Consider the following 20,888-nt stretch of genomic DNA (forward strand, 5'->3'; position numbering starts at 1 on the left):
GGCGCTTACCTCCTGCGCTCGGGCGTCGCGCGCGCGACGGTCACGAGCGCACTCTTGGCGACTCCATCCGGGATCGAAGACAGCCCCGCGATGGCCTCTTCGCAGAGCTTCCGCGCGAGCGCGAGGCACTCGTCGACCACGCCTGACGAGCGGAGCTGCGACGCCACGCGACCGCCCACCTCGGGCCCGACCTCTTCACCCGCGCACACGGCCTCGAGCAGCGGCACGAGCTCCGGGCAACGCTCGAGCGCGCAGAGCAAGGGGTACGTCATCTTCCCCTCGCCGAGATCCGCGAGCAGCGTCTTGCCCGTGGCCTCGGGATCACCCGCGACATCGAGGACGTCGTCGACGAGCTGGAACGCGACGCCGAGCTTCTTGCCGTAATCGACGAGCGCCTCGCAGCCCTCGTCGCTCACGCCGCCGGCGCGCCCGCCCGCGAACATCGCCCAGCGGAAGAGCGAGGCCGTCTTGCCATCGACGATGTGGAAGTAGTCGCTGACGCTCGTGTCGAGCTTGCCCCGGCGCGCGAGCTGCATCGACTCGGCGATGACCATCTCCTTGATGACGTCGAGCATGCGCGCGAGGACCTCGGCGCTGCCGGCGCGCTGGATGCGGCACAGAGCCTCGACGAGCAGCCAGTCGCCGCCGAAGATGCTCGCGGCGTTGCCGTAGATGACGCGCGCCGCGTCGGCGCCGCGCCTTCGCGCGCCGACGTCGACGACGTCGTCATGCAGGAGCGTCGCGTTGTGCACGAGCTCGACGGCCACGGCGTAGGCGCGCGCCGCGTCGTTGAAGCCCTTGCCCACGTGCGCCGCGAGCGCGACGACGATGGGCCGCAGGCGCTTGCCGTCCTGCGAGAGCAGGTGCCGCGCGCTCGCCTGGGCCGGCGTCTCCGCCCCGAGCCCTACAGCTGCGATGGCGCGATCGACCTCGTCGAGGTCGTGCGCGAGAAAGAGCCGGAGCTCCGCGAGCTTGCCCGCGAGCGGATCGAGGCCGTGCTCCTGGCAGCCACGCTCGAGGGCCCCGACGACGTCGTGATGAGGGACGCGCTGGATGGGATACGTTGCGATCGACATGGGTTCTCCCGCCGGGGCACGGCATTTCCGTGCCGTCCCCGGACCGAAGGGTCTCGAGATGGCTAGGCCCTGCGCTTGCGTGAAGCCACGCGAAGCGGAAAACGGATGAGGTCGCCGAACGGCGAAAAGTCCACGCGGCGCGATCGGATGAAGCCGTCGAGCGCGGTCTCGGCGACGATGACGAAGGAGAGCAGCCGGCGCACGCGATCGGCGCGCTGCTCGGCCCCCGGCAGCCGCGGCCGGGCCTCGAGCATCGCCACCGCGCGCTCGAGCCGCGCCCGCACCGACTCGGCGAGCAGCCGCTCGCGCTCGTCGAAGACCTTCGAGATCATCTTCCAGAAGTCCGTCTCGGCCTCGAAGTACTCCTTGCGCTCCCCCGGCCGGAACACGCGCCGCACCACGCCCCAGCGCTGCAGCTCGGTGAGCGACATGCTCACCGCCCCCGCCGACAGGCTCAGCCGCTCGCCGATCACGGCCGCGGGCAAGGGCTCCGCCGCGATGAACAGGATGGTCCACACGCGCCCGAGGACACGACGAAACCCCCAGTGCTCGATCACGTCGCCGATCGCCTCGGCCGCGATGAGCTCGGCCTCGTGGCCGTCGTCCAGTTTCGGTGTTTCGCGCTCGGACATGGTGGAATGAACTTTCAAAAGATTTTGAAACTGCAAGTAGCGATAAAGCACGACGAGGTCAAGGCGTGGCGCAGACATTTCGCGCGCAGCGCAATGCGTCGCCGCGACGGCGCGGTGTGACGACGCGACGCGAAAGGCTCGGGCGGAGGTCGATGCAGAGGATGGAAACGAAGCGGCCCCGACGTCGTCGCCAGGGCCGCGGGTGCGGATTCGCAGAGAAGCCGCGTCAGGTCTGGAGGTGCGAACGAAGCGCGCGGTGCTCGCGCCAGATCCCCTCCGGCATGTTGTCGCCGAACGATCCGAAGAACGCCTCCTGATCCGCGAGGTCCGCGAGCCACGCCTCGCGATCGATCGAGAAGAGCTCGCTCATCGCCGACTCCGGCAGATCGAGCCCGCTCGTGTCGATCTCGCCCTCGTTCGGGAAGATGCCGAGCGCCGTCTCGCGGCCCTTCGCGCGGCCGTGGACGCGATCGTTGATCCAGCGCAGCACGCGCAGGTTCTCGCCGAAGCCAGGCCAGAGGATCTTGCCCGCGTCGTTCGTGCGGAACCAGTTCACGTGGAAGACCTTCGGGAAATGCGGGCGGCCGCGCCCCATTTCGAGCCAGTGCCCGAAGTAGTCGCCCATGTTGTATCCGCAGAACGGGCGCATCGCCATCGGGTCGCGGCGCACGACGCCGACCTTGCCCGTGGCCGCCGCCGTCGTCTCCGAGGCCATCGACGCGCCGAGGTAGACGCCGTGCGCCCAGTCGCGCGCCTCGTACACGAGCGGCGCGAGCTTGGCCCGGCGACCGCCGAACACGAACGCGCTGATCGGCACGCCCTCGGGCGCCTCCATCAACGACGAGACGCAGGGACACTGCTTCGCCGGCGCGCAGAAGCGGCTGTTCGGATGCGCAGCGGGCTCCTTGCTCGCGGACGTCCACGCCCTGCCCTGCCAGTCCGTGAGCTCGCCCGGCACCTGGCCATCCATGCCCTCCCACCACGGATGCCGATCCCGCGTCATCGCCACGTTCGTGAAGATCGTGTTGTGCTGGACCGTGGCGAGCGCGTTCGGGTTCGTCTTGCGGCTCGTGCCAGGCGCGACGCCGAAGAAGCCCGCCTCGGGGTTGACCGCCCAGAGCCGACCGTCGGGGCCGACGCGCAGCCACGCGATGTCGTCGCCCACGGTCCACACCTTCCAGCCCTGCTGGCTCGCGGGCGGGACGAGCATCGCGAGGTTCGTCTTGCCGCAGGCGCTCGGGAACGCGGCGCAGATGTAGCTGACGTTCCCCGCGGGATCCTCGAGCCCCATGATGAGCATGTGCTCCGCGAGCCAGCCCTCGTCGCGCGCCATGGTGCTCGCGATGCGCAGCGCGAAGCACTTCTTGCCGAGCAGCGCGTTGCCGCCGTAGCCCGAGCCCACGCTCCAGATGAGCCGCTCCTTGGGGAAATGCGCGATGAAGCGGCGGTTCGGGTCGAGGTCGCCGAGCGAGTGCAAACCGCGGCAGAAGTCGCTCGACGTGCCGAGGTGCTCGAGCGCGACCTTCCCCATACGGGTCATGATCCGCATGCTCGCCGCGACATAAGCGCTGTCCGTGATCTCGACGCCGACCTTCGAAGCGGGCGAGCCGACCGGGCCCATCAGGTACGGGACCACGTACATCGTCCGTCCGCGCATCGAGCGGTCGAACAGGCGGCCCACCTTCTCGCGCGCGTCCGCGGGGGACATCCAGTTGTTCGTCGGTCCGGCGTCCTCGGCCCGATCCGAGCAGATGAAGGTAAGGTGCTCGGTGCGCGCCACGTCGGACGGATGGCTCCGGTGCAGGTAACACCCGGGGTACGCCGCCTGGTCGAGCTCGTGCAGCGTGCCGTCCCGGAGCATGGCTTGCACGAGGCCGCGATACTCCTCCTCGGAACCATCACACCACACCACGCGGTCGGGCTCCGTCTGGCGGGCCACCTCGTCGACCCACGCGGAAAGGCTCTGATTGTTCATGGCGCGGTAGAGTAGCCCCCAGGCCAGCGAGACGCTACCGGGTGACATTCCGCGGGGACTGCACCCGCCTCTGCCCGATTCCGATATGACGAGGGCGTGACGCGCTTTCACGAGCAAGAAGGCCGAAGTGCGGTACTCTCGCCCGCTGTGCGACGCGTCGTCGTGCTTCCAGAACGCGGCAAGCTCATCGTCGCCACGGACCTGCAGGGTCACGTGGACGACTTCGAGCGCATCACTGCCATTTTCGAACGCGCCGCCCGCGAGCCCGATGGGGCCGTCCTGGTCGTCACGGGCGACCTGGTACACGGGCCCGAGCTCGCCGAGATGGATTGGCCCGACTACCTCGGCAGCTACTACGAAGGCGATTCGCCAGCGCTGCTCGAACGAGCGCGCGACCTGCAAAACAGGTACCCCGGCCGCGTTCACTATCTGCTCGGCAACCACGAGCACGCGCACGTCGGCGGCCCGATCGTCGCGAAGTTCTTCCCGGACGAAGCGCTGCGGCTCGAGGAGCTGCTCGGCGACGAGGGCACGCTGTCGATGCGCGCCTGGTTCCGTACGTGGCCGTTCGTCGCGGTGGCCCCGAAGGCTCAGCTCGTCATGCTGCACGCAGCGCCGCACGCTCGCATCCAGAGCCGCGACGATCTCGAGAACCTGTCACTCGACGGGTGTACAGGCCTGACGCTCGAAGAGATGGCCGCCCGCGGGACGCTCGGCGCGCTCCTTTGGGCTCGAACGACCTCGTCCGAGCGCGCGTGGTCCTTCCTCCGCGCCATCCATCCGAACGCGCGCGTGGCCGTGTACGGGCACGACGTCGCGCGGACGGGCTACGCGATCGATCGCGAGCCGATGCTCTGCGTGTCGACGAGCTTCGGCTGCTTCGACGGGGACAAGATGTATCTGGAGTGGGATCTCGCGGAGTCGGCGGCGAACGCCGAGGACGTTGCCCGCCGAGGCCTCCGGCTCTTGCACCCGGGGGCACCGGCGGTGCACCGGGTCGCGTTCTAGAACTCTTGTCCCGAGGGGGCGCCCCGCGTCCCCCTCTCAGCCCGGACGATTCACCCCCCCGAGGGAAGATCGCTTCACGATCTTCCGAGCATCGAACCGGTCGATGCTCTAGCCCTTCGCCGGCGCGGGCGTCGCGCCGCGCGGCGGGCCGGGCTGGGGCGAACGCTTGTTCCACACGTACGCGCCCACCGCGAGCGCGAGCAGGATGAGCTGCGCGGTGATCGTCTCGAGCGTCGGATAGAAGCCGAGGACGGGCAGGCTCGGCAGGCCGACCCGGTGCGCCGGCACGACGCCCGCCATCTGCAGCGCCGAGAGGCCCTGGCCGATGAAGACGACCGCGAGGCCGTAGAGCAGGTAGCTGGAGATGCGGAAGAAGACCTGCGGCGGCGCGAAACGTCCAGCCCGCGTGTACATGGTCACGATGATCACGAGCACGACCGCGCCGACGGCTGCACCCACGACGGCCGCGAGCGACGAGGCGTCGGAGGCGAGCAAGGCCTGGTAGAAGAGGACGGTCTCGAACGCCTCGCGGTAGGCCGCGAGGAACGAGACGCCGAAGAGCGAGAGCGCGGCCTTGCGCGGCGAGATGTGCTCCTTGAGGAAGCGCATCCAGCGCTGGACCTCGCGCTTCGCGAGCAGCGAGTAGCTCACGTAGAAGAGCACGGCCGTCGCGAGCAGGGCCGTGATGCCCTCGATGAGCTCGCGCTTCGCGCCCGAGATCGTGACGAGCCGGAGCGAGAGGATGAACGTGAGCACGCCGAGGACGATCGCCACGGCCCACCCGGCGTGGACGTAGCGCTTCTTGTCCGAGTGGCCCGCCTGCGCCGCGAGGCCGAGCAGCGCCGCGACGAGCAGCGCGGCCTCGACGCCCTCGCGCACGACGATGCCGCCGCTCGAGATCGCCGTGGACACGAAGCTCGTACGCTTCGCGTCTTCCTTGAGCCTCGACTCGGCGGCCGTGAGCTCCGCGAGCGTCCGGCCGATCGCGGCGCCGAGCTCGGCCGGCGTCTCGCCCCGATCGAGCGCGGCGCGCAGGCCCATGTAGTGGTCCTCGATGCGCGCGACGACGCCGGCGTCCATCGACTTGAGCTGCGCCTCGACCGGCTCGACGCCTTCGAGGTAGCTGTCGATGATCTGCCCCTTCGCGCCCTCGCGATCGCCGCGCTGGAGCGCGACGCGCGCGCGATCGAGCTTGGCCCGCGCGAGCGCGAGCGGCGAGCGGGCCGCGCGATCCTCGTAAGGCGCGCGCTTGCGCAAATCCGCGAGCACCGCGGAGACACGATCCTCCGCCACGCCCGCGGCGAGCAGCTCCCCGCGCAGCGACGCATCCGAGCGGGTCGCGAGCTCCGCGAGCGCGTACGTCGGCGATCCGTCCGCGGGCGACTCCGTGTGCCGCAGCGAGACCACGTAGAACGCGACGTCCCATCGCTCGGCCTCACTGAGCTGCGAGAACGGCACCATCGCGGTGCCTTGCACGCCGAAGCGCACGGTGCTCGCCACGCGGAACGGCGTCATGCCGTCCGCCACCTCCGGATCCCAGAAGTTCGCGGGCCGCGGGTTCAGCGTCGCGGCCTTCGGCGTGTCGCCGCGGCCTTGCTCGCCGTGACACTCGGTGCAGTGCTTCTGGAAGATCGCACGGCCGCGCTCGGCGTTCGGGGCCGTCGCGGGCGCCTCCGCGAGACGGAACGCGCCGAGGATCGCCGTGCGCGCTTCGAGCGTCGCCTCCGTCACCTCGCTCGCGGGCGCCTTCTTGTCGACGAGCCCGCGCACCTTGCCGACGAGCGACGGCAGATCCACGCGTGGCGCATCGGCAGGCAGCGCGGGCTGGATCCGCCCGGCGATCTTCGCGCCGTCGTCGAGGAGCGAGAGCTGCTCGTCGTACTCGCTCTGGTTCGTGATCGCGCCGTGCTCCACGGCGCCGCCGTAGTCCGCGCCCACGTAGCCGAGCACGTGCACGAGGCGCTGCGCCTCGACCTCGGGCGGATCTCCGTAGTCCGCCCTCGCGAGGGGCGCGGCCACGAGCACCAGCGCCGCCGCGAGCAGCGCCACGAGCGACCGGAGACGGGCGAAGATGAAAATCATGTTCAACAATGGTACCGAAACCACGAACCGTTGCAAGGGCTGGATCAGAAGTGATCCAAGGACCCGAAGAACGTTTTTCCGGGATCGATCATGGGAAAACCCTCGCCGAGTGCAAGCGCCATCGCGATCGCCGTGGGGCGGTTTCTTGCGACGAACGGTTCGCCCTCGAGGTGGGGCGGGAGCCAGCTCGCGACGTGCGCGGCGCCCTCGGCGAGCGCGATCCGGCGGAGAGCGCCGAGGACGTCTTCCCGCGGGATCCCGGGCGCGGCCCACTCGTCGACCCACAACGTGCGGGGCGGCGGTTCGGCGCCGTCGTCGCGCTTGCCGTCGTGAAGCGCGGCGAGGACGTAGCCGACGTCGCGCCCGTCACGACGAAGGATCCAGCCGAGATCGCCGTGATTGCGGAAGCGGAAGTACCGCAGGATGTCGAGCGTGCGCGCGGGCCGCACGAACGAGGGATCCCAGGACGCGTCGTAGGTTTCGAGCATCCAGCGCTCGTCCTCGGGCGTGGAAGGACGCGCGTCGAGCGAGGTCTCGGCCGGGAGCGCGGAGACGGTCGCCGTGTGTTCGAGCGAAGGCAACGCGACGAAGCCGAGCCGCTCGTAGAAGCCGGGATCGATGTCCGAAAAAAGAAGCGCGAGCGCGACGCCGTCGGCCCGCGCCTCGTCGAGCACGGCGCGAAGGAGCTCGCTCGCAGCGCCCGTCCCGCGCGCGTCGGGCAGCGTGAAGACCGCGCCGATGCCCACGCCCGGGGCCTTGCCGCCGCCGGGGACACTCACGGAGAGGCCGTAGCGCTTGATGCCTGCGACGAGCCGCCCGCTCTCGTCGAGCAGGCCCGTGTACCGCAGGATCGCGGGCCCGGCGCGGCGGAGCTGCGCGCGCTGGCCCTCGATGTGCGCTTCGAGCGTGCGGCCGCCCGACCAGATCACGTGCGTCTGCGTAGCCGCCTCGGCGACCCGCGCGTCGTCGAGCCAGGGCACGTACGTGCGATTCACGACGCGACCTCCCGGCGGATCTCCTCGGCGACGGCGATCGTGCCGCGATCGATCTCGTCGTCCGTGAGGTACGGCGCCGGGCCGATCCGCACGAGCTCGCCGCGCGAGTCGACGAAGACCTCGCGCGCCCGGAGCCGCTCGACGACGTTCCCGGCGCCCGGAGATCGTACGGCGACGAAAGCGCCGCGCCGCTCGTCCACGCGGGACGAGGCCACGCGATCGGCGAGCCCCGCCGCGTCGAGCTTGGCGAGGATGCGGCGCGTTTGCCGGAGCGAGATCGCGCGCAGGGCCGGGACGTCGAGCCCGAACGCATCCCAGTGCCGGAGCACCGCGTCCGCGCGGTAGACCGGCGTGGCATCGAACGTCGCGCCCGAGAACCGTGCGCCGCCCGGCCCGTACCCCACGGCCTCCGTGCGCTCGCCTTCGAGCGCCGAGAAATCCGCGAACCAGCCGGTGTCCGCCGGCCGAAGTTTTGTGGTCGCGGGGGACCGCAAAAAGCAGATCCCCTCCCCCAGCTCGGCGTACTTGTAGCCGCCAGCCGTCACGAAGAGCGCGTCCTTCGCGGGTCCCCACGCGATCGGCACCACGTTGAACGCGTGGTACGCGTCGACGAGCGGGACGGCGCCAACCTCCACCGCGCGCGCCGCGATCTCGCCGATCCGCGGCACGACGAAGGCATCCTCGAAAAGCACGGCCGAAAGCGCCACGAGGCTCGTTCCTGGCACGATCGCTTCGAGGAACCGATCCACGAGGGTCTCGCGATCCGCCGTGTCGACCCACGTGACGCGAAGGCCGTCCTCCGCGAGGCGTGATAGTTGGCGGTGCAACGAATGGAACTCGGACCGCGTCGTGACCACACGCGGCGCCGAGGCGAGCGGGAAACACGAGAGCAGGCGCGTGACGAGCTCGTGCGTGCTCTTGCCGAAGGTGATGGCATCCCCCTCGTCGAACCCGAGCCGCCCGAGGATGCGACGCCCGACGGACTCCATCTTCGGGAAGACCGCGCGGGACCACTTGTCGTCCACGAGCCGCGCGGCGTCGTCGAACGCCTCGAGCATCGCCGCACGCGCGACGTCCGGCCACGCCTGGTGCGAGTGGCCCGTGAGGAGCACCCGATCGCCCTTCAAAAAGTGGCCGTACGCCGCCCGAAACGCGCCGAGATCCAGCGCGCGTCCCGCCTCGTCGCTCATGCGCCTGCCTCCCCGATCACTTGCGCGAGTACGACACGGTCACGTTCGTGTCGACCGAGGTGTTCTGCTTCTCGGTCTTGCCGCCCGCGCTCACCTGCACCTCGAGCGTCATCGAGCTCTTCACGGTCATCGATCCGCCCGACGGCGCGACGTCCTTCGTGTCGAGCACGCTCGTGCCGCCGCCCTGCGACTTGAATGCGACGAGCCGCGCCGACGCGCCCGGCGGCATGCCCGGCGGGTTCACCGAATCCTTCGCCGCGAGTTGCTTCACCGCGATGTCCAGCGTGAGCACGTCGCCCTTGCGCTCCTTCAGGGTGAACGTCGAGACCTGGAGCAGATCCGCGCCGTTCGCCGTGAGCCGACCGATGACCTCCCACTTCGCGCCGCTGCCCACGGGCTCGTCCGGCAAGGGCGCCATCATCGACTCGATCGACTGCGTCATGCCCGCCATCATCTGCTGCGCCGCCTGCGGCACGGCTTTCGGCATGCTCATGGTCACGTCGTGGACGCGGCCCTTCTCGTCGACGAAGTAGCGCATCCCGAGCCCCTTGATCGGCTCGAGCTGCGGACGGAGCGCCTCGGCGATCTTGTCCTGCCCCGGCGCCTGCGACTCGACCCCGACGTCCTTCAGCGTGCCCTCGATCGGCCAGTCGCTCCCCTTCTTGTCGCCGGTCGAGAAGTCGAACGTCATGACCATGCGCGGCATCTTCGTGGGCGGCAGGTTCATGCCCGCCGCGCTCATGCTCATCTCGAGCTCCATGCCCATGCGCAGCGGCTTCGACGTGCCCTTCACGAGCGCGTAGGACGCGACCGTTCGCGGCTCTCCGCCCGCCGCAAGCAGCCGCACGACCGGCCGCCCGCCCGCCTTGACGAGTTTGTCCGCGGCGCCCTTCGGCAGGATCCCGTTCGGCGCGTCCGGCACCGTGGTCTTCGCGGCGACGTCCGCCGCGGGCTTCGTCTCGCCCTTCGGCGCCGCCGCCTTCGCCTCGTCCGTTGGCGCGGCCTTCGCCTTCTCGTCGGCTTTGGGCTCGTCCTTCGGGGCCTCGACCTTCGCCTCCGCCTCGGGCTGCTTCGCCTCTTCGGGCTTCGCTTCCGCCTTCGCCTCCGGCTTCAGCGCGTCCGCCTTCGCCTTCGCCTCGTCGACCTTCTCCGGCGCGGGCGCCGGCGGGGTGTCCTTCGATTCACACGCGAAAAGCGAAAACGCGAGCAGGCCGGCGAGCGGCAAGCTGAGGAGCGACCTCGACATGACGAAAAACCCTCCAGAGCCGGCCCGACCGAACCTCGGCGGCGGCCGAGCCTGCTTTATCCCAGTTCCACGCGCGCTTCCACTTTGCCCACGCGCGGCGAGCCTGCGCGGATCGTCACCACCCCGCGCCCCCGCACGATCCAGCGCACGCGCCCGCGCCGCGGACCGCCGCCCGTACGCGGAAAACCGGGCGAGCTCATCGCATCCACCGCGCCCCAGCCTTCGAGGTGACCGAGGGCCGCCTCGCGCTCGCCCGACACGAGCGTCACGCCCTCGCCGAGCGAGATCTGCGCCCGCACGACGTCGTTCCAGGGAAGGCTTCTTGCCGACGAGAGCACGAACGTCGGCAAGAAGCCGAGGTTCTCGACGACGGCCGACACCTCCCACAGATCGTCGGTCGACGCTCGGGGGCTCCGCTCGGACGAGCCGAGCTCCGCCCCCGAACCCCCGGCCAGCCGCGTCGCGCGCGCCTCCACGAGCCGCGGCCGCGGCGCGAGCGAGGCGAGGCGCAGGAAGAAGCGCGACTGCCGCTCGCAGAGCTCGCCGAGCCGATCCGGCGGCGGGTTCCAGATGCCGAAGCGCGGATCGTGTCCGCCGATCTCCACCGGCCCGAGCTGCGGATGCACGAACGGCCGCCACGCGCCGACGATCCGCTTCTGGTTGTGCTCGCGATCCCACGCGGCCATGCGGATCGTGTCCTCGCGCGTGCGCCGCTGGTAGTTCCAGACGAACGGCCGCAGCACGGGCAAACCCACCTGCTTCCAGAAGTCCCAGAGCTCGCACACCATCGAGACCGCGCCGCGCTGCGTGTACGCGTAGGAGCTCAGATCCCCGCGGAGAGGCTTGTCGGGCTCGTAGAGAAACTCCTCGAAGCCGCTCACCATGGGGTAGCCGGTGATGTCCTCGGCCCAGCGGTCGAGCGTCCGGTAGAGCGTGAGATCCGTGGGATCCATGCGGTTATCGGGCTGCTCGCCCGACGGGCGGATGAACACGCCGCCGAAGCAGTGCAGGTTCACCCACGCGAAGATGTTCGGGTGCTTCGAGGTGAACTCGACGACCGCGCGGGACTCGGGCTCGCTCGTGGCGTACGCGCCCGCGCCCTTCTGGTGCGGCTCGGGCGCCCAGCCGTAGGGAAAGTTGCGGTTCATGTCGACCGCGTTGTCCGAGAGGTAGTCCGGCGCCGGGATCGAGAAGCCGTCCCAGTGCTCGATCGTGCCCTCGGGATACACCGTGTAAAACGGCCCCGCGTCCTCGATGCGCCGCGGCAGCATGAGATCCGGATCCTCCGGCGAACCGACGAAATCCCCGGCCGGATCGAGCCTGCGCATCGAGAGCGCGAGCCCGTCGCCGTCGACGTCGCCGCTCTTCCAGAACGGCGCGCCCTTGCCGAGCCGATCGTCGCGCGGGTTCGATCGCACGTAGCCGCCCGTGCGGAGCACGCTCTCCGCGCCGTCCGGGCACATGCGCGGCAGCACGTAAAACACCACGTCTTCCCGCAAGAGCGCCCCGAGGTGCGCGGGCAGATCGTGCAAAGGTTCGCTCGGACAAACCAGGTTCCGGATCACGTCCTCGGCGATGGCGAGGGCCACGCTCGACCCGGCGAGCTCGACCGCGTGCATGTTGCCGTCCACCCACGCTGCCGGCCCGTCTCCCGCGGGATCCCGCCCGATCGCGAGCAGCCAGATGTCGCGCCCTTCCAGCGTTTTTCCGAGGCTCTCGAGCCGCACGAACTCGGGAAAACCTTCCGCCCAGGCACGCACCTGCCGCGTGAGCTCGTCGTACGTCACGTACTTCGCGCGAAACCCCACCGACATCGCTTCGAGCCGCGCGCGCGCCTCGCTCGGATCCTTCGACATGTCTGCACCCTTGCAAACGGATCGCCGCCTCGCAAGCGCATGAAATCCTTCCGCTGGAGACGATGGTAAAAACGTTGCCCACGCCCGTCGTTCGGGGAATCATCACGAGCTAGAGGCACACCCTTGCGCGCGCGCGCCGACTTCCTCGACGGACTCCTCGAGCTCCACAGGTACGAAGATCGCAGCGCGCGCCGCAGCGTCTTCCGGCAGAGCATCGCCTCGCTCGCGATCGAGGCCTCGCTCGACGGCCCGCCGCCACTCGACGGACTCTCCGCGGAAGCGCTGCTCGCGGGCATCCGCGTCGCGCTCGCCGACGGGCTCTTCGATGATCTCGGCTGGCTCGCGCCCGCGGCCGCCGCCGTCGCGCTCTACGAGATCACGGGCGCGCTCCCGCTCGGTCCGGAGCGACGCGAGATCGGGAGGCGCGTCCTCGCCCAGCTCTACGACGGGAGCGCCGCCACGTTCGTCGCGCTCGCCACGCGCATGGCCCTCGGCAGCGCGCGCGCCCTCGCCGGCGCGCCCGTGCGCGCGCGTATCGCCCTCGCCCTGCAGCTCCCGAGCAGCGTCGACGTGCCCGTCGATCCGCTCGCGCTCGCGCTCGTCTCCCGCCGCGACCTCGCCCGCGACTGGGTCGGCAGCGCCTCCACCGGCTCGCTCCCCGAGCGCCGCCTCGCCGCGCGCCTGCTCGAACGCGCCGCGCGCGAAGCCGTCCGCCGCGCGAGCCAGGGCGACGACGACGCCTTGCGTCTCTTCCGCGGCCTGAGCGCCGACGCGCCCGCGTCCTCGAGCCGCGCCACCGCGCCCGATGTCGTCCTCGAGGCCTACCACCTCCTCCTCGCCGATCGCGAGACGCTCGTCTGGCGGCACGTCGCGGCCGCGCGGGGCCTGCTCTCCGGCGCGCTGCCCGAGCTCGAACGCGAAGTCCGGAAAAACCTCGCGCCGAACCTCACACCCACCGAGTGGCGCCGCGCCGCGACCTCGCTCGTCGCGAGCATCGCCGTCGATCCGGAGAACAACCTCGCCACGAGCCGCGATCTCCTCGCCTCGGGCCTCTTGCGCGAAGATCCCGGCCTCGCGATCGCCATGGTCTGGGGCCTGCCGCGCGCCGCCGACGCCGAGCCCGAGGCGGCCGAAGCGCTACTCGAAGCGATCACCGCCGCCCACCCGATCGCGGTCGCCGACAGCGTCGCGGATCTCCGCGTGGAGCTCGGCCCCGCGTTCGGCACGCGCGCTCGCGCCGCGTGCGTCCAGGCCCTCGCCGTGAGCCTCGCCGCCCCACAGACCGACGACGGCCTCACCGCCCTCGGCCAGAGCATCCTCCGTGATCTCGAAGGCCGCGAGCCCTCCGAGCTCGCCGCCACCGTGCGCGGCGCCGTCGACGCGTTCGTCGAGAGCGGCTCGCGCGAGGCCCACACCCGCGCCCTCGGCGCGCTCGACCTCGCCGCGAGCACGCTCGACGCCCTCGACGCGCTCGACGCAGGCTCGAGCCCCACGCCCTCGGCGCGCGGCGGCCTCCCCGTCAAACCGAGCGCCCTGCCGCCCGGCCTTCCGCAGACGAACCTCTCCCGTCGCGCCGCGGCGCGCCTCGTCCGCGAGCTCGATTCGAACCTGTACGAGTCCGGCGCGCTCCGCAGCCTGCTCCTGCTCGAACGGCGCGGCTCCGGCACCGAGGGCGCCACGCCGGGCCTCGACGCCCTCGACGATCGCATCACGCGCTGGCTCCTCCGCGTCGAGGCGCAGTCCCCGGCCGAGGGCACGCCTCCGCAGGCCACGTTTCACCAGCGAAACCTCCGCGCCCTGCTCCACGTCGTCGACGGCGAGAGCAGCGACGGAGACGGAGACGGCGACGCCGCCCGCGGCCGCGGCAAGCGGCGCCTGCTCGACACGTGCGACGTGCTGTCGAAGCGCCTCACCGCCGAGCCGGGATCGCCCCTCCGCCGCGCGGTCGTCGCCACGGTCGCCCGTGCCTTCGACGCGCTCGTCCGCACGCACGCCGCCGACGCCGCCGACGTCCTGCTCTTCGCCTGCATGCGGAGCGGCGATCCCGAGACGCTCGCGATCCTCGCCGAAGCGAGCGTGCACCCCGACGTCCGCCAGCTCCTCGCCTGCCATTCGCGCTTCACCGACGCGATCAACGCCGCCGCGGCCGATCGCGGCGCCGAGGAGCGCATGGACGCCGCCCTCGCCGCGCTCGAGTCCCTCGTCGCCGAGCTCCCGCAAGGCACCTCGCAGCGCACCGAAGCCTTGCGCACCGCGCTCGCCCGCCTCGCCCGCGGCCTCGACGCCGTCCGCGCGGCGCGCGCCCTCGCTCCGCTCGCCGAGTCCGCCACGAAGGAGGGTTCTCCCCTCGTCTCCCTCGAAGACGCGCTCGTCGCGCTCGCGCGCCTCACGGCGTCCGCGCGCCGCCGCTTCGGCGACGGCGAGAGCGACGAGACCCCGCACTCGACGATCCTCGGCGCCCACGCGCTCGCCCTCGCCGCCGGGATGGCCCGCGAAGGCGGCGCCACGGTGGAGCTCCAGGCCGCGATCGAAAAACTCGTCGCGGCCGCCCGCGCCTCCGCCCCGGCCCCGATCGCGCTCGCCGCCTCGCTCGTCCTGCCGCGCCTCTGCACGCTCCCCGGCCAGCGCGCCGGCGCGCGCGCGAGCGATCCCGACGAGCTGCCCACGACCGATCTCCCCCTGCCCGCGTGGCTGCCGCCGCGCCGCACCATCGGCGGCTACTTCGTGCACCGAAGGCTCGGCGGCGGCGCGATCGGTACGGTCTTCGTCGTCACGCGCGCCGAGGAGCGGCACGACTCGAACGCCGAACGTTTTGCCCTCAAAGTACCCGACTACGACGCGACGGCCGCGCGCAGCGTATCCGAGGCCGAGTTCTTGAAGCTCTTCCGCGACGAGGCCGGCGCGCTGCTCTCACTCCCCGATCAGCCGAACCTCCCGCGCTTCGTCACGTTCGACGCCGGCGCGCGGCCAAAGCCGATCCTCGTGATGGAGCTCATCGAGGGCGTGCGCGCCGATCAGCTCATCGACAGCCGGAGCCTCACGATCCAGACCGCGCTCGCGCTTCTCGACGGCGTGCTCGCGGGCCTCGAAGCGATGCACTCGGTCCGCATCGGCCACCTCGACGTAAAACCCTCGAACATCATCCTGCGCGGCGGCAAGGGTCCGGTGCTCGTCGATTTCGGCCTCGCAGGCCGGCACATCCGGCCCGGCTGCGCCACCGCGAACTACGGCGCACCCGAGGTCTGGGACATCGTGCCCGAGGGCGCGACCGCGACGCCGCTCACGGCCGACATCTACAGCTTCGGCTGTCTCGCATACGAGGTGCTCACCGGCGACACGCTCTTCGACGGGCCGAGCGACGTGGCGCTGATCTCAGCGCACCTCACGCACGACGGTCTGCCCCCGAAGATCCGCCGTCTCTCGCAAGGTCGGCTCGCCTCGGTGGGCATGTTCCTGTTCCAGTGTCTGCGCCACAACCCGGAGCAACGCATGGCGGCCACATCCCTGCGCGCCGAGCTCCGCCGCATCGCCCCCGAGATCCTCCGCCTGCGCTGGCCGATCGCGGACTAGCTGGGGGCGCCGCGCCGGGGCTCTGCCCCGGGCCCCGCGGGGGCTGTTCGCCCCTCGACCCGAACCAGGGCAAGCCCTGGACTCGGGTTGGAAGAACCGCGCGATGCGCGGTTCTTCCACGAGCCGGTGGCAAGACCAGCGACAACGTTGCCGAACGACACGTCCACGCGGCGGTCTTGGTTTGGCTCGCCGGTCTTGCCTGGGGGCCTGTTCGATGAACTGCGCATCGCGCAGTTCATCGACCCCGGGTCCAGCGCTTGCGCTGGTCCGGGTCCAGGGGCGGACAGCCCCTGGTGGGGCCTGGGGCAACGCCCCAGCGCAGCGGCCCCCAGCCTACAAGAACGTCAGCACGTCCTCGACTGGCTTCCGGAGCGAGCGCGCCGTCGGCGGCTCTGCCTTCGAGAGACGGAACAGGAGGATCTCCGCGTGCCCTGCGGGCACCTCGAATACGCGCAAGAACCGCTGCCGGAGCTCCCCGAGCTGCTCGCGCACCTTTGGCTCGAGCGCCTTGCCTCCGCCTCGTTCGAGCCGCGCGAAGAGATACAACATCGCCGACCATGGCTGGATTGCGATCCCCTGCGCCGTCGCGGAAAGCCACACGCGCTCGAGCGCCCGGCCGCCCTCGAAATACGAGCGCGACGACGTCCCCGGGAACACGACGAGCGCCATCGCGGACGACGACGCGACCAGGTGCCGGGCGGACTTCGCGAGCGCACCGCCGCCGCCCATCTTCGCCGCGAATTCCACGGCCTTCCACGTGGTCGCGAGCCGCACCGCTGCGAGCGCCGACGGCGGCACGTCGAGCGTGAGCACGTCGAGCCCGTCCCGCGTCCTCAGCGCCTCCTCCTCCGTCCAGCGCAGCTCCGCGCCCATCTCCTCGTTGTGCTTGCGCGACAGGAATAGCATCCGATCGGCCTGCCCGAGGATCTCCCCCATCTCGGCGATCGCCGCCCGATCGGTCACGAGAAGCAATTTTCCTCCGCGCTCCTCCGCCGCCTCTGCGAGCTGCGCCGCCGCGCGATCCGAGAGCGACGCGCCCGTGCCTGGCTTGCGGTTCGTGGAGCGCGCGCCGATCACTGTGCAGAGCGGATCGACCGCGTACGACGAGTCGTCCACGCGGAACACCACGTCGCATGCGGCGAGCGGATCGCTCGCGTCCCCCGCATCGACCACCTCGGCCGAGAGCCCCATCGCGGGCGCGGCGAGGACCATGTTCTCCACGGCTGCGCCGAGCGCCACGAAGCTCGCGGAGCTCTGGAAATCGTTCAGCGACCGGCCCCCGTCCGGCGACACCTTGCACCGCACCCGCCCGCCCTTCGCGACGAACCGCCATGGCTGCGCGTTGCCGCCCGACGGCGCGAGCACGCCGAACCCCACGAGCCTGCGCACGTCCTCCCGCGTCACCGTGCGCTTGTCCGCCGGCCGCGCGAGCGGCGGCGCTGCGGGCGGCGGGAGCGGCCTCCGTACGAGCGCCTCCTCCAGCGCTGCGTCGACCAGCACCTCCGCCTCGCGCCCGTCCTTCACGAGCGCGTCGAGGTCCACGAAATACCGCCCCGATCGCGTCAACTCGCCGAGCAGCACACGCCGCGCCGCGTCGGTCGACACTGCGCCGCCGAGCATCGTCCCCGAGGCGAGCTGCGGCCACGACGTCGTCGTCTCCTCCACCTCGAGCAGCGACGCCCCGAGCCGACCCTTGAGCGCGTCCGGCCCGATGATCCGGAGCACGATGGCCACCTTCTGCGCCTGCGTCAGCCCCTTGAGATCCGCCGCCGAGAGCCCCCGCAGAAGCGAATGCAACACCGGCCGATCCGGCTCTCGATCGAAGCGCTCGACGTCGAGCATCCCCCGATCGTTCGTCTCCATCAGCACCGGGACCCCGTGCGCCCGCGCCCGTTCGCGCAGAAAAACCTTCGTATAGAGGTCGTCGCACTCCTCGATCACCAGATCGAGCTTTCCGCCCTCGGTCAGGAACGCCTCGACGTTCTCCTCGGTGATCCCCGTCCGGCTCACCTCGACCCGCACGTACGGATCGATCTCCGCGATCGCGCGCGCCGCAATCACGCACTTGTGCAAGCCGATCTCGTGCACCCCGGCGCGCAGGCGGTTCATGTTCGAGAGCGCGAGCTCGTCGAAATCTGCGAGCCGGAGCACCCCGCCCACGCCTTCGAGCGCGAGCGTCACCGCGCTCGCCTGCCCGACGGACAGCCCCACGACGCCGATCCGTTTGTCCCGGAGCCGCGCCTGCTCGTCCGGCGTGATCTTGTATCGATTGCGTGAAAAACGAAGCTCGCGATATTCGGCCTCGCCGAGCACGTGCACGAGCCGCCCGCTCCACGGGTAATGCACCCAGGTCCCGCGCTCCTCCGGCGGGCCGTCCCCGAGCGCCGCTTGCACCGCCTCGTCGAGCGCCGCGCCGCGCAGCCTCTGCTTCGGCGACCGCGTCGCACAAAGCTCGGCGAGCTGATCGACGTAGCGGTCGTGCACCTCGCGGACCAGACCCGAGGCGACGAGCTCCTCGACTTTGCGGCGATCCCACGAATCGGCGAGCGAAAACAGCGCCGGCTGATACGTCCCCTGATCCACGACCGCGGAGAGCGCCGCGAGCCGCTCGGCGAGCTTCATTCCTTCCCCTGCTTCGGCTTGTACCGGCCGATGGCCGTGAGCTCGTAGACGTGCTCCAGAAACTCCGGGAGGATCTGCGCCGAAATCGCCCAGCAATTGCCCGGCCCGAGATCCAGCATCTTGCAGCGCTCGATGTGCTCGCCGTCCGGGTGCTCGTGCATGTACACGAAGCTCGACTTCCCGCGATTGCGATAGAACTGCCGCGCCTCCTCGATCAGCGGGACGAACGCGGCCCGCCCGCCGCGGCCGAGCTCGTAGAGGCGCACGCAATCGAGCAGCCGGAACAGATTCGTCCCCGTCTCGCCCGTCTCCACGATCGCCGCCGCCACGGGAACGCCCGCCCGCCGCGCCGTGAAGAACACGCGCTCGCGCCCCATCCCCGCTTCCTTCCAGAGCCGCGCCGTTTCGCCGAGATCCACCCGCTCTGGCACGAGATCGAGCGCGTCGAGCAGCGCCGCCGTGTGCGTCTTGCGGAGCTCGTCGAGCAGCCACGCCGTCTCGAAAGGCGCCGCCGGCCCGACATCGAAGCGCTCGCCCGAGACCACCTCGCTCGTCCCGGCCGATTGCAGCTCGAGCAGCCGGAACGGCCGGATCGCCGCGAGCCCCTGATCCACGTACGGCCGCGCGAAATCGAGATGCGCCATCGACCAGGGCACCTCGCCGTCGATGAACGCGAGCGCCCAGGTGAAGGCCGGATCGAGCTGCGGATACTCGAACGCCCGCAGATAGATGTCGCGCAGGATCTGCCGCACGTGCGCCACGCCGGGCGCCTTGCCCGGACGCTTGGCGAGCTGGTGGACGAGCCAGCTCCCGCTGTAGATCTTGGCCACCGAGAGCGATGCCTCGATCCCGCGCTCCGACGGCCACACGGCCTGGCAGATGATCCGCGGCGCCGCCGCCGCGCGCGCGCCGAACTCGAGAAACGTCTTCTTCAGCGGCTCGAATTGATCCGGCGTTTTACCGGACAAATTGAAATATCCCGATTGCTGCAGCAAGCTCCACATCGACTCCGGCGTCTCCGATCCGCCGAGCGTCTTTTCGTGCAGCTCCTGGCTCACGAGCCGCATCCAAGGCCCCTCGTCCTTCGATGTGCGCGGCCCCACCTTGATCCCGCATCGCGCCTTCGCGCCATTGCGCGCCGGGAGCACGTACCGGACCTCGCCGTGCAGGTGCAGCGGCGTCTCCTCCCCCACGCAGACCTCGATGTCCGGCATCTCGAGGCCCGGGAACACGAGATCCTGGTCGGCTTCGATCTCGAAGCACAACCCCGCGAACGAGACGTCGAGCACCGGCCGCCCGGACACGACCACCTCGGGCCATATCGGATGCTTGAACGACGCCGTGATCGGACGCTGCACCTTGCACCGCCGGAACCACCGGTGCCGCACCCGCTCGATCCGCGTCGGCATCGGCGTCGTGACGCGCCCATCGGCCTCGAACTCGGCCTTGTCGAGGTGGATCCGATGAATCGAGTTGTACCCGCCCAGATCCACGATGTACGGCGGCGGGCCCCAGCTCTGCGCCGATTTCCACACGACCCGCGTGTCCTCGCGTGACTCGATCTTCTCGGCCTTGACCGGCACGTCCGACCCCACGACGAGCCCTTCGCTGCCCGCGTGGATCAGCGCCCGCAGGATCGCCCGCACCCGGCCTGGATCGTCGATCTGCTCGCGGACGCGCGACAGGCTCCGCGCGAGATCCGCCTGCCCGACGACGTAGAGCTCCTGCAGGAGGCCGAGGATCTTCCGGCCGAGATCCTGCGTGACCCGCTCGAACTGCACGCTGACGAGCACGTTGCCCTGCGGCCCCGTCGGCTCGATCGAGACCACCACGCCCTCGACGGGCCCGACGGCGCCCTTGCCCGAGAGCATGTACGCCGTCACGCGCCCGCCGAGCCGCGGAATCAGCCCGTCGCCCGGGGAAAACCACACCGCCGAGGGCGAGAGCCGCACCACGGACGCGGGCAGGATCCAGCGCCCCTCGGTGGAAAGCGCGACCGCGCACGCCCCCTCGCGCAGCCGATATCCCGGCCCCGCCTCGCCGCTCACGCGCCGGAAGCGGACCGACGGCGGGCTCACCGAAGGCGGGTTCTCCGTGTAGTCCGAAGGCCGCGGCGCCTCCGAGGGCCGCGGCGGCCGCATGTCCGACAGGCGCCGCGACGGGAACCGCACCGACGCCGGCACCTCGCCGAGCGGCTCGTCCTCGCGCATCCCGAGCGCCGCGCGCCCCTCGGCCGTCAGGCGTGGGAGCCGCACCGACGCCGAGCCCTCGGAGAGCACCTCGTCGTCGCGCCCTGGCCCCCGCTCCGGCGCCGACGGCGCGATCGACCGCGGGAACCTGAGCGACGGCGGCGGCTCCGCGAGCCCCTCCTCGTCGCTGCGCAGCCCGAGCGGCGGCCCCGAGAGCGGCCGCGGGAACCTGAGCGACGGCGGCGGCTCGCTGAGCCCCTCGTCATCCCGCGGCGGCCCCCACGACGAATGCCGCGCCTCCGTCATCGGCCGTGGAAATCGCACCGACGGCGGCGGCTCCGTCAAATGGTCCTCGTCGCGCGGCGGCCCCCACGACGAGTGCCGCGCCTCGGGCATTGACCGCGGAAATCGCACCGACGGCGGCGGCTCCGTCAAATGGTCCTCGTC

Annotated in this window: 12 protein-coding genes; 2 read left to right on the top strand and 10 right to left on the bottom strand. The window is 71.0% G+C overall.

What is annotated here, in order from left to right; all coding sequences use genetic code 11:
* Positions 1–5: 5 nt before the first annotated feature.
* The 3 genes from QHF83_RS01925 to QHF83_RS01935 form a co-directional block, all read right to left on the bottom strand.
* Positions 6–1,076 (bottom strand): polyprenyl synthetase family protein, encoded by a 1,071-nt coding sequence (locus QHF83_RS01925; RefSeq protein WP_272423714.1) that lies wholly within the window; start codon positions 1,074–1,076, stop codon positions 6–8.
* Between the two features lie 62 nt (positions 1,077–1,138).
* Positions 1,139–1,708: a MarR family transcriptional regulator gene (locus QHF83_RS01930; RefSeq protein WP_282416012.1), complete on the bottom strand. Its 570-nt coding sequence runs from the start codon at positions 1,706–1,708 to the stop codon at positions 1,139–1,141.
* Between the two features lie 226 nt (positions 1,709–1,934).
* Complete coding sequence (locus QHF83_RS01935) at positions 1,935–3,683, bottom strand: phosphoenolpyruvate carboxykinase (GTP) (protein ID WP_282416013.1); 1,749 nt, start codon at positions 3,681–3,683, stop codon at positions 1,935–1,937.
* A gap of 147 nt (positions 3,684–3,830) precedes the next feature.
* Here QHF83_RS01935 and QHF83_RS01940 point away from each other — a divergent pair, with 147 nt between their 5' ends.
* Positions 3,831–4,691 (top strand): metallophosphoesterase, encoded by an 861-nt coding sequence (locus QHF83_RS01940; RefSeq protein ID WP_282416014.1) that lies wholly within the window; start codon positions 3,831–3,833, stop codon positions 4,689–4,691.
* Between the two features lie 108 nt (positions 4,692–4,799).
* Here the strand turns inward: QHF83_RS01940 and QHF83_RS01945 are convergent, their stop codons facing one another.
* From QHF83_RS01945 to QHF83_RS01965, 5 genes are read right to left on the bottom strand one after another with little or no spacing between them, the layout of a single operon-like run.
* The gene (locus QHF83_RS01945) at positions 4,800–6,773 is read right to left on the bottom strand and encodes an FTR1 family protein (protein WP_282416015.1); all 1,974 of its coding nucleotides are present in this window, start codon (positions 6,771–6,773) and stop codon (positions 4,800–4,802) included.
* A gap of 44 nt (positions 6,774–6,817) precedes the next feature.
* Positions 6,818–7,768, bottom strand: coding sequence for a GNAT family N-acetyltransferase (locus QHF83_RS01950; RefSeq protein WP_282416016.1), 951 nt, complete (start codon positions 7,766–7,768; stop codon positions 6,818–6,820).
* Complete coding sequence (locus tag QHF83_RS01955; protein ID WP_282416017.1) at positions 7,765–8,958, bottom strand: aminotransferase class V-fold PLP-dependent enzyme; 1,194 nt, start codon at positions 8,956–8,958, stop codon at positions 7,765–7,767. Before QHF83_RS01955 ends, QHF83_RS01950 begins: the two co-directional genes overlap by 4 nt.
* Positions 8,959–8,974: 16 nt before the next feature.
* Positions 8,975–10,204 carry a hypothetical protein gene (locus tag QHF83_RS01960; RefSeq protein WP_282416018.1) on the bottom strand — a complete coding sequence of 410 codons (1,230 nt, stop codon included), beginning with the start codon at positions 10,202–10,204 and terminating at the stop codon, positions 8,975–8,977.
* A 56-nt stretch (positions 10,205–10,260) separates the two neighbouring features.
* Positions 10,261–12,060, bottom strand: coding sequence for a M14 family metallopeptidase (locus QHF83_RS01965; protein WP_282416019.1), 1,800 nt, complete (start codon positions 12,058–12,060; stop codon positions 10,261–10,263).
* A 123-nt stretch (positions 12,061–12,183) separates the two neighbouring features.
* Between QHF83_RS01965 and QHF83_RS01970 the strand changes: the two genes are divergently transcribed.
* Positions 12,184–15,630 carry a serine/threonine-protein kinase gene (locus tag QHF83_RS01970; RefSeq protein ID WP_282416020.1) on the top strand — a complete coding sequence of 1,149 codons (3,447 nt, stop codon included), beginning with the start codon at positions 12,184–12,186 and terminating at the stop codon, positions 15,628–15,630.
* A 333-nt stretch (positions 15,631–15,963) separates the two neighbouring features.
* On the opposite strand, the gene QHF83_RS01975 is transcribed toward QHF83_RS01970, so the two are convergent.
* Positions 15,964–18,252, bottom strand: a complete 2,289-nt coding sequence (locus QHF83_RS01975) for an Rv1355c family protein (RefSeq protein WP_282416021.1) — start codon at positions 18,250–18,252, stop codon at positions 15,964–15,966.
* Positions 18,249–20,837 (bottom strand): hypothetical protein, encoded by a 2,589-nt coding sequence (locus QHF83_RS01980; protein WP_282416022.1) that lies wholly within the window; start codon positions 20,835–20,837, stop codon positions 18,249–18,251. The genes QHF83_RS01975 and QHF83_RS01980 overlap by 4 nt, the downstream gene beginning before the upstream one ends.
* Positions 20,838–20,888: the final 51 nt, after the last annotated feature.

It is taken from the genome of Polyangium sp. 15x6, assembly GCF_029960785.1.
In the GTDB taxonomy this organism is placed as follows: Bacteria; Myxococcota_A; Polyangia; order Polyangiales; family Polyangiaceae; genus Polyangium.